Raw genomic sequence first — 7,992 nt, forward strand, 5'->3', positions numbered from 1 at the left:
TCCGGACCCTCCGCCCCCGACCCCTCCGCGACCGCGCAGCCCCGCGCGCCGCGTGGGAAGCGGCGAGTGCATCGCGCGTGGTTCGTGGCCGCCGTCACCTTCGTCACGATCATCGGCGCGGCGGCCTTCCGGTCGCTGCCGGGTCTGCTGATCGACCCCCTGCACGACGAGTTCGGCTGGTCGCGCGGGACGATCAGCGCGGCCGTCTCCGTCAACCTCGCGCTGTACGGCCTGACCGCGCCGTTCGCGGCGGCGCTGATGGACCGCTTCGGCATCCGCAGGGTCGTCGCGATCGCGCTGACGGTGATAGCGATCGGCTCCGGACTCACCGTATGGATGACGGCGGCCTGGCAACTGATGCTGTACTGGGGCCTGTTGGTCGGCCTCGGCTCCGGCTCGATGGCGCTGGCGTTCGCGGCGACCGTCACCAACCGGTGGTTCACCGAGCGCCGGGGCCTGGTCAGCGGCATCCTCACCGCCGCGTCCGCGTCGGGCCAGCTGATCTTCCTGCCGCTGCTGTCCTGGATGGTGACCCGCTACGACTGGCGCCCGGCCGCGGTGACCGTCGCGCTCGCCGCGCTGACCGTCGTCCCCTTCGTCTGGCTGCTGCTGCGCGACCACCCGGCGGACGTCGGCGCGGCGCCGTACGGCGCGAAGGAGTACGTCGAGAAGCCGCCGCCCGTCACGGGCGCCGCGCGGCGCGCGCTGACCGTCCTGTTCGAGGCGGCGCGCACCGGCCCGTTCTGGCTGCTCGCGGGCAGCTTCGCGATCTGCGGCGCGTCCACCAACGGCCTGATCCAGACCCACTTCGTGCCCGCCGCGCACGACCACCACATGCCCGTCACGGCCGCCGCCTCGCTCCTCGCGGTGATCGGCGTCTTCGACGTCGTCGGCACGATCGCCTCCGGCTGGTTCACCGACCGCTTCGACGCGCGCCGCCTCCTCGCCGTCTACTACGCGCTGCGCGGCGTCTCGCTCCTCTTCCTGCCGATGCTGCTCGCGGCGACCGTCCACCCGCCGATGATCCTCTTCATCGTCTTCTACGGCCTCGACTGGGTCGCCACCGTCCCGCCCACCCTCGCCCTGTGCCGCGAGCAGTACGGCGACGACTCGGCGATCGTCTTCGGCTGGGTCCTCGCGTCCCACCAGGTCGGCGCGGCCCTCGTCGCCTTCCTCGGCGGCGTCGCCCGGGACGCCTTCGGCTCGTACAACGTGGTCTGGTACGCGTCGGGCGCGCTGTGCGCGGCGGCGGCGCTGATGGCGCTGCTGATACGGCGGCGGGGGGTGGGGGTGCTTGCGGCGGTGTGATCCGGCGGACCGGACGGCGCTAGATCAGGAAGCCGGTCGGCGTGGCCCGTCCGTACAACTCGTCGAGTCCGACCAGCAGGATCCCTCCTCGGGACGCCTCCGCGCGCAGCGAGTCGGTGAAACCCGCCGCGCTGAAGCACGCCAGCCCGCAGTGCGACGTATCCGTACCGCGTGCGGTGAGCAGTTCCTTCGCGCGGCTCAGCCGGTCGAGGTGAGAGCGGCCCATGACAGTGCCCCACTTCACCTCGCCGAGCAGGGCGACCGACGGACGGCTCGCGCCGGTCCCCTGCTCGACGACGGCCACGTCGATCTCGATCTGACGGCGTTCCCTGGGATCGGCGACGATGCCGCACCCCACTTCTCCGAGGGCCGTCCCGAGCAGCGACTGCCCGGGACCCAGCACGTACTCGCGGCACATCGCCTCGAAGTGCGGCCCGACCACCTGCGCCGCGAAGCGTTCGCCGGACCGCGCCCACACGTCCGCCGCCTGACCGCTCTCCAGCCGGGCCCAGGCGGGGCGCATGACGGCCTCGTAGAAATTGATCAGGGGTTCGGTGACGCGGTACCGCGACTTGCCGGCCCGGAAGACGTCGGCCTCCCGCGCCAGGAGGTGACTGTCCTCCAGGACGTTGAGCGGATGGGAGATGTCCACGGACTTGCGGCCGATGTAGCCCGCGATGCCGCCGCGCGTCGCGTTGCCCTGGGCGACGGCGGCGAGCACCGAGTGATACAGGGCGGTGTCACGGATCTCGGCCTCCTCGGCGAGGAGATACCGGGCTTCCCGGAAGAGCGGGCTGAACGGCGACAGGACGGTACGGCAGAGCCAGTCGTCGAAGTCGCTCGGACCTGAGGGGACGTCGTCGGCCAGGAACTGCCGACGATAGGCAGGCGTACCGCCGAGAACCGCGTGCAGCCGGACGGCGAGGTCCGGTTGCGTCGCGACGCCCCAGAAGTCCGCCGCCGCCCGGTACCCGAAGGGCCGTACGACGAGTTCGAGCTGAGCCCGGCCTCGCAGCGGCGCGTTGCTGGCCAGGAGCCCTCCCATCACGGACATCGCCGAGCCGCACAGCAGCAGCCGCATACGGCTCTCCTCACCCTGGAAGCGGTCGATCAGCCGCTGGACGAGAGAGGGGAGCTCCGGCGCCGCCTTCACCAGATAGGGGAACTCGTCGATGACCACGAGGGCGGGGCCGTCGCCGTGCCGTCCCCCGGGTGCCGCGAGCCCGAAGAGGTACGACATGGCGTCGTCCCAGGTGGCGAAGGAGAACGGCACCGGGGAACCGGCGTGCTCGGCCAGCGCGGTGCTGAACTGGCGCAGCGATTCCGCCTCGGTCGCGTCGGTGGCCGCGAAGTAGAAGCCGCCGTACTGCTCGACGAGCGCCCGCAGCAGGTACGTCTTGCCCATACGCCGCCTTCCGCTGACGACTCCGAGCGAGGCGTACGGCAGCGGACTGCTCGCGAACGAGGTGAGGGCGTCCCATTCGCGGGCTCGGTCGAAGACGCGTGACGGCTTGGGCGGCCTTGACGGTGACACAGTCACTCCGTGGATTTCATTAGAGGTGTATGCCTTAGAAGTATGATCCTAGCTTCGTTGGCTCAGGCACATGGCGATGGTGATTCCCAGGCCGGCCACGCTGAGGAATGTGACCCCAGCGGCGCTCAGGGCGCCGAAGATGCGGGGTCCGGGAGGTTGCTGAGGACTGGTGGCCCAGGCCGAGGACGAGCCCGCGACGGAGGGGCTGCGTGCGGAGTACGAGTCCGCCTTCGTCCACCGCATGACGGCGTACACCTGCCAGTCGTGGCTGGACGACCGGATCTCCGGCATCGCGACGTGGGGGCGCGTGACCGGTCGATCGTTTTCCCCTGGGTGGCCACGCACGCCCACTTCAGCCTGCTGCGGGACGGCGCCGTACCGCTCAACTCCGCGCCGGAGATCCGGCTGGAGCCGGATGCCACCGAGGATTCCCACTTCGAACTCCTCGGTGTGCTCAACAGTTCGGCCGTGTGTTTCTGGCTCAAGCAGATGAGCCAGAGCAAGGGGCAGCCACGAGCCGACCAGCTTCGTGGCGGTGAGGTTTGGGAGAGGATCTACGAGTTCACCTCGACCAGGCTGCTGGACCTGCCGCTTCCCCGCACGCTGTCGCCCGAGGAGGCGCGGCTGCTGGACCGTCTGGCGGCGGAGGCGCGGAGCGTCCTGGCCGAGATCGCGGATCCGGGAACCAGGCTCACGGCAGGTTTCCTCGCGGCGTCCCGCAACCGGTGGCACCACGTGAGGTCGCGCATGATCGCGGTTCAGGAAGAGCTCGACTGGAACACCTACGTCCGATACGGGCTGGTCGCCGACGACGGAGAGCTGACCTCCGTGGCGGACGTACCCGACCTCACCCTGGGGGAGCGGTCCTTCGAGATCGTGCTGGCCAGGAGGGTCGCGGCGGGGGCGACGGAGACCACCTGGTTCGACCGGCACGATTCCCTCCCGATGACCGAGATCCCGGACCACTGGCCCTCGGACTACCGGAACCTGGTGGAGCGCCGGGTGGCGGCCATCGAGGAGAATCCGCTGCTGGCGCTGCTGGAGCGGCCTGAGCACAAGCGGCGCTGGGCGAGAGAGGGCTGGGACGCCCTGGTGCACGGGATTCTTCGGGATCGTCTGCTCGGCCTCTGCGAGGCTTCTCGGCTGTGGTACGAGACATCCTCAAGAGGCGGCCACCCGGTTGCCCGGTCCGTCGGGCAGGTCTCCGAACTCCTGTCGCAGGACGAGGACTTCACGCAGCTGGCAGCCCTCCACTCACCGACGTCCACCATGACCGAGCTGCTCGTGAAGCTGCTGGCCGACGAGCACGTCCCCCAGGCGGGGCCGCTTCGGTACAGAGCGGCGGGTCTCGCCAAGAGGTCGCGATGGGAGGAGCTGTGGAAGGCGCAACGCAGGGCTGACGCACAAGGACTCGCTGACACCGGCACGTCCGACACCAACTCGTCTGACACCGTCCCGCCGCGTTACCTGCTGGCTGATTTCCTCCGGCCGTCCTACTGGCGCCTACGCGGCAAATTCGACGTTCCGAAGGAGCGTTTCGTGTCGTTCCCCTCGGCCACCGGTCCCCTCTCGTCCTCGACGGTGCTCGGTTGGGCGGGCTGGAGCAGCCGCGAACGGGCTTCGGCCGTGCTGGACCTGCTGGAGACCGAGACCTCTACGGACCGGCCTGAACAGGCTCTTCCCCTGCTCAGCGTGCTGGCGGAACTATTGCCGTGGACCACCGAGTCCGAGAACGAAGAGGACCGGACCACAGACCCGTGAGTTCTCCGGCACGCTTTCCGGGACCATGTCAGTCGCCTCGGCCTGTCGGAACAGGATGTGTACGACTGGCGGCCACCGGCTCCGCGAAGAGGCAGACCACGCCGCGACGCGTGACCGGTCAGACGAACCGCCCCCGGTGGAACAGCAGCGGTCCCCGTTCGCCGTCCGTCGTCCCCAGCGCGTCCACCCGCCCTACGACGATGAGGTGGTCGCCGCCCGTGTGGACCGCGTGGATCGTGCAGTCCACCCACGCGAGCGCGCCGGCGAGGCGGGGGGACCCGCTGGCGGGGGACGTGTCGTACGGCACTCCGGCGAACTTGTCCGTGCCGCTGCGGGCGAAGGCGCGGCACAGGTCGGACTGGTCGTCCGCGAGGACGTTGACGCAGAAGACGCCGGCGCGGGCGATACGGGGCCAGGTCGTGGACGTGCGGGCGACCATGAACACGACGAGGGGTGGGTCGAGGGAGAGGGAGGCGAAGGACTGGCAGGCGAACCCGGCGGGGGACGCTCCTTCCGTTTCCGCGGGTGCCGGTGCCGTGACAACGGTCACCCCGCTCGCGAAGTTCCCGAGCACCTGCCGGAAAACCGCCTGGTCGACCGGCGCGCCCTCGCCGTCCCGCACACACCGCAGCTCCGGGCGCGGCCCCGGCGGCCCCTCGGCCGCCCCGCCGCCCGGCAGGGCCCTCAGATAGCGGACTGCGGCAGCCGCAGCGCCTGCGTGTCCCATCACCCTCCCATTGAAGCTGACGGAGCGTCAGGTCGGAAGGGGTGGTGAACCCTTCTTTGCAGGGGTGGTGAACCCTTCTGTGCGCGCCCCCGCATACGCTCCCCCTCATGAGGCGGGGGACCTTCCAGGCGGTCCGGCTGAGCTGGACGCCTGCCGACACACATGTGGCCGCGGCGACGGCGGCGGCACAGATACCGGCCGCCCTGGTCGTCTGGCTGGCCCTGTCCTCGGGCCAGGACGACTACGGCATCCCGCCGCCCAGCCTCGGCTGGGCCTGTGTCCTCCTGTTCGCCCCGCTGTGGGTACCGGTCACCGGCATGCTCCAGACGGCCCTGCTCACCCGCCCCGCCGGAACGCTCGCGGCCCTCAAGGGTGGGTGGTCGTACTACCTGGGAGCTACGGCGCTCGTGAGCGCGCTGTGGGCGGTGCTCGCGACCCTCACCCTGGGCGCTCCTCTCCTGCCGACCGCCGCCGCCTTGACCGCGCTGGGCGTCCTCCCGATGCTCGCGGTCCTGGTACTACGCCGCAGGAGCTACCCGTGGTCGGCCGGAGGCGTGTGGTGGCGCTCGGTCCCCGCCTCGGTGGCCCTGTTCGGCGTAGTACTCGTGGGGATGCTCGCGGCTGATACGGCAGGTCTAGTACCGGAGTACGAGCCACCCCGGCTCTCCGCCGACCGCCTCACCGGCGTCTGGCGCGGCCCGGACGGCGCGGAACTGACCCTGCGCCCAGGAGGCCACGCCGAGGCGAACGCCCTGCCCGCCCAGCGGCCCGACGGGGACTGGTCCGCCGACAAGGTCTACGACGTCTGCGACGCGACCGGCACGTGGTTCCTCGACACCGAGGGCCGCTACGACGGGTTCGCCGGCGAGGGGACCGAGGAACGCGATGGTGCGGTCGTACGCCTTGAGGGGTGCGGGGCGGAGACGTACTGGGTCGTCGGCGGTACGGAGGACTCGCCGGAGTTGTTCGTGCTGTTCGGGGATCCTGACGCGGGCGAGCTGCGTATCCTCAGGCCCGTCTGAGGGGCCCGTCTGACGGGACGCCTTCCGGGGTCAACGCCCCCTGAATTCAGGGGCCCTGCGCTCGACGAACGCCCGCAGGCCCTCCCTCGCGTCCGCCGTCGTCATGTTGATCTCCTGCGCGGCGGCCTCGGCGGCGAACGCGGTGGCCCGGTCGGAGTCGAGGGAGGCGTTGACGAGTTGCTTGGTGAGGGCGAGGGAGCGGGTGGGTGCGGTGGCAAGCCGGGCCGCCCACTCCTGTGCCGTCTTCGCCAACTCCCCGTCCGGGACAACCCTGTTGACCAGACCGAGCCGCTCGGCCTCCGGCGCCGACAGCGAATCCCCGAAGAACATCAGCTCCTTGGCGCGATGCGGCCCGATCAGCCGGGGCAGCAGATAGGCGCCGCCCGCGTCGGGAACGAGCCCCCGACGCACGAACACCTCGATGAAACGGGCCGATTCGGCGGCGAGCACGAGATCGCAGGCGAAGGCGAGATGCGCCCCCAGCCCCGCAGCCGTCCCGTTCACCGCCGCGATCACGGGCTTCTCGCAGTCGAGTACGGCGGCGACGAGCCGCTGCGCACCGAGCCGCAGCGTCCGCGACACGTCCCCGGGCAGCACCTCTCTCACGGGGCCGCCCCGCAGGTCGGCACCCGCGCAGAAGCCGCGACCGGTGCCGGTCAGGACGACGACGCGTACGGCGGGGTCGGCGGAGGCGTCCGCCAACTGGCCGATGATCGCGTCCCGTTGGGACGGCGTCAGGGCGTTGAGGGACTCGGGTCGGTTGAGGGTGAGGCGGGTGGTGCCGTGGTCGTCGGTGGAGTGGAGGAGGGGGGCTTCGGGGGCGGCGCCGGTTTCAGGGGAGGTGCTGGAGGCGGCCTGAGCCTCGGGTGAAGCGACCGTTCTGGACGTGGCGTCGGTGCCGGGCCCGTCCGACCTGGGCGTGCTCACCGGCACACCGCCAGCGCGTCCAGCGCCACCGCCCCCTGGCCCCGGGGCAGCACGATCAGCGGGTTGATGTCCAACTCCGCGATGTCGTCGACGAGTTCGAGCGACATCCGCTGCACCCGCAGGATCACCTCGACCAGCGCGTCCAGGTCCGCCGGCGGCCTCCCCCGTACGCCGTCCAGCAGCGCCCGTCCCCGCAGATCCGTCAGCATGTCCCGCGCCTGTGTCTCTCCGAAGGGCGGTACGCGCACGGCGGTGTCGTGCAGGACCTCGACCAGGACCCCGCCGAGCCCGACCGTCACCGTCGGCCCGAACAGCGCGTCATGACTGACGCCGACGACCATCTCCACGCCCTGCGCGACCATCTGGCAGACCAGGACGCCGTCCAGCGCGACGTCCTCGTACCGGGCTATGTCCGTCAACTCGCGGTAGGCGTCCCGGACTTGGCTGGCCGAGGTGAGGCCGATCTTCACCAGGCCGAGTTCCGTCTTGTGGGCGATGTCCGCGCCGGACGCCTTCATCACGACCGGGTAGCCGACGAGGCTCGCCGCCCGTACGGCGCCCGCCGCGCTGGTCACCAACTGCTCGCGCGGCACCCGGATTCCGTACGCGCGCAGCAGTTGCTTGGCCGCGTGCTCGCTCAACTGCTGTCCGGGGCGCATGAGTTCGCGGGCCTTGCGGAAGGAGGGCGAGGGGGTGCGGGGGGCCTGGTCGAA

General features: G+C 71.0%; 7 protein-coding genes. 3 read left to right on the plus strand and 4 right to left on the minus strand.

Features of this window, described 5'->3' with window-relative positions:
- Nucleotides 1-66 precede the first annotated feature (66 nt).
- Entirely contained in the window at nucleotides 67-1,308 is a 1,242-nt protein-coding gene (locus AOK24_RS17270) for an MFS transporter (protein ID WP_063799466.1), read from the plus strand.
- 19 nt (nucleotides 1,309-1,327) lie between these two features.
- On the opposite strand, the gene AOK24_RS17275 is transcribed toward AOK24_RS17270, so the two are convergent.
- The gene (locus AOK24_RS17275; RefSeq protein WP_055720970.1) at nucleotides 1,328-2,842 is read right to left on the minus strand and encodes an ATP-binding protein; all 1,515 of its coding nucleotides are present in this window, start codon (nucleotides 2,840-2,842) and stop codon (nucleotides 1,328-1,330) included.
- A 42-nt stretch (nucleotides 2,843-2,884) separates the two neighbouring features.
- Here AOK24_RS17275 and pglX point away from each other — a divergent pair, with 42 nt between their 5' ends.
- Nucleotides 2,885-4,603, plus strand: coding sequence for a BREX-2 system adenine-specific DNA-methyltransferase PglX (gene pglX / locus AOK24_RS17285; RefSeq protein ID WP_107103982.1), 1,719 nt, complete (start codon nucleotides 2,885-2,887; stop codon nucleotides 4,601-4,603).
- Between the two features lie 118 nt (nucleotides 4,604-4,721).
- Here the strand turns inward: pglX and AOK24_RS17290 are convergent, their stop codons facing one another.
- A complete protein-coding gene (locus tag AOK24_RS17290) occupies nucleotides 4,722-5,330 on the minus strand; it encodes a flavin reductase family protein (protein ID WP_055720973.1) in 609 nt (202 codons plus the stop codon).
- A 107-nt stretch (nucleotides 5,331-5,437) separates the two neighbouring features.
- On the opposite strand from AOK24_RS17290, the gene AOK24_RS17295 reads away from it, so the two are divergent.
- Nucleotides 5,438-6,352 carry a hypothetical protein gene (locus tag AOK24_RS17295; protein ID WP_063799467.1) on the plus strand — a complete coding sequence of 305 codons (915 nt, stop codon included), beginning with the start codon at nucleotides 5,438-5,440 and terminating at the stop codon, nucleotides 6,350-6,352.
- 30 nt (nucleotides 6,353-6,382) lie between these two features.
- Here the strand turns inward: AOK24_RS17295 and AOK24_RS17300 are convergent, their stop codons facing one another.
- Together AOK24_RS17300 and AOK24_RS17305 are read right to left on the minus strand one after the other, a co-directional pair.
- Nucleotides 6,383-7,285 (minus strand): enoyl-CoA hydratase/isomerase family protein, encoded by a 903-nt coding sequence (locus AOK24_RS17300; protein ID WP_055720975.1) that lies wholly within the window; start codon nucleotides 7,283-7,285, stop codon nucleotides 6,383-6,385.
- Nucleotides 7,276-7,992: acetate--CoA ligase family protein (locus AOK24_RS17305; RefSeq protein ID WP_206191216.1), on the minus strand; the 717-nt coding region annotated here is incomplete at its 5' end. The genes AOK24_RS17305 and AOK24_RS17300, both read right to left, overlap by 10 nt.

The sequence above is a fragment of the Streptomyces niveiscabiei genome, from assembly GCF_001419795.1.
Lineage (GTDB): Bacteria > Actinomycetota > Actinomycetes > Streptomycetales > Streptomycetaceae > Streptomyces > Streptomyces niveiscabiei.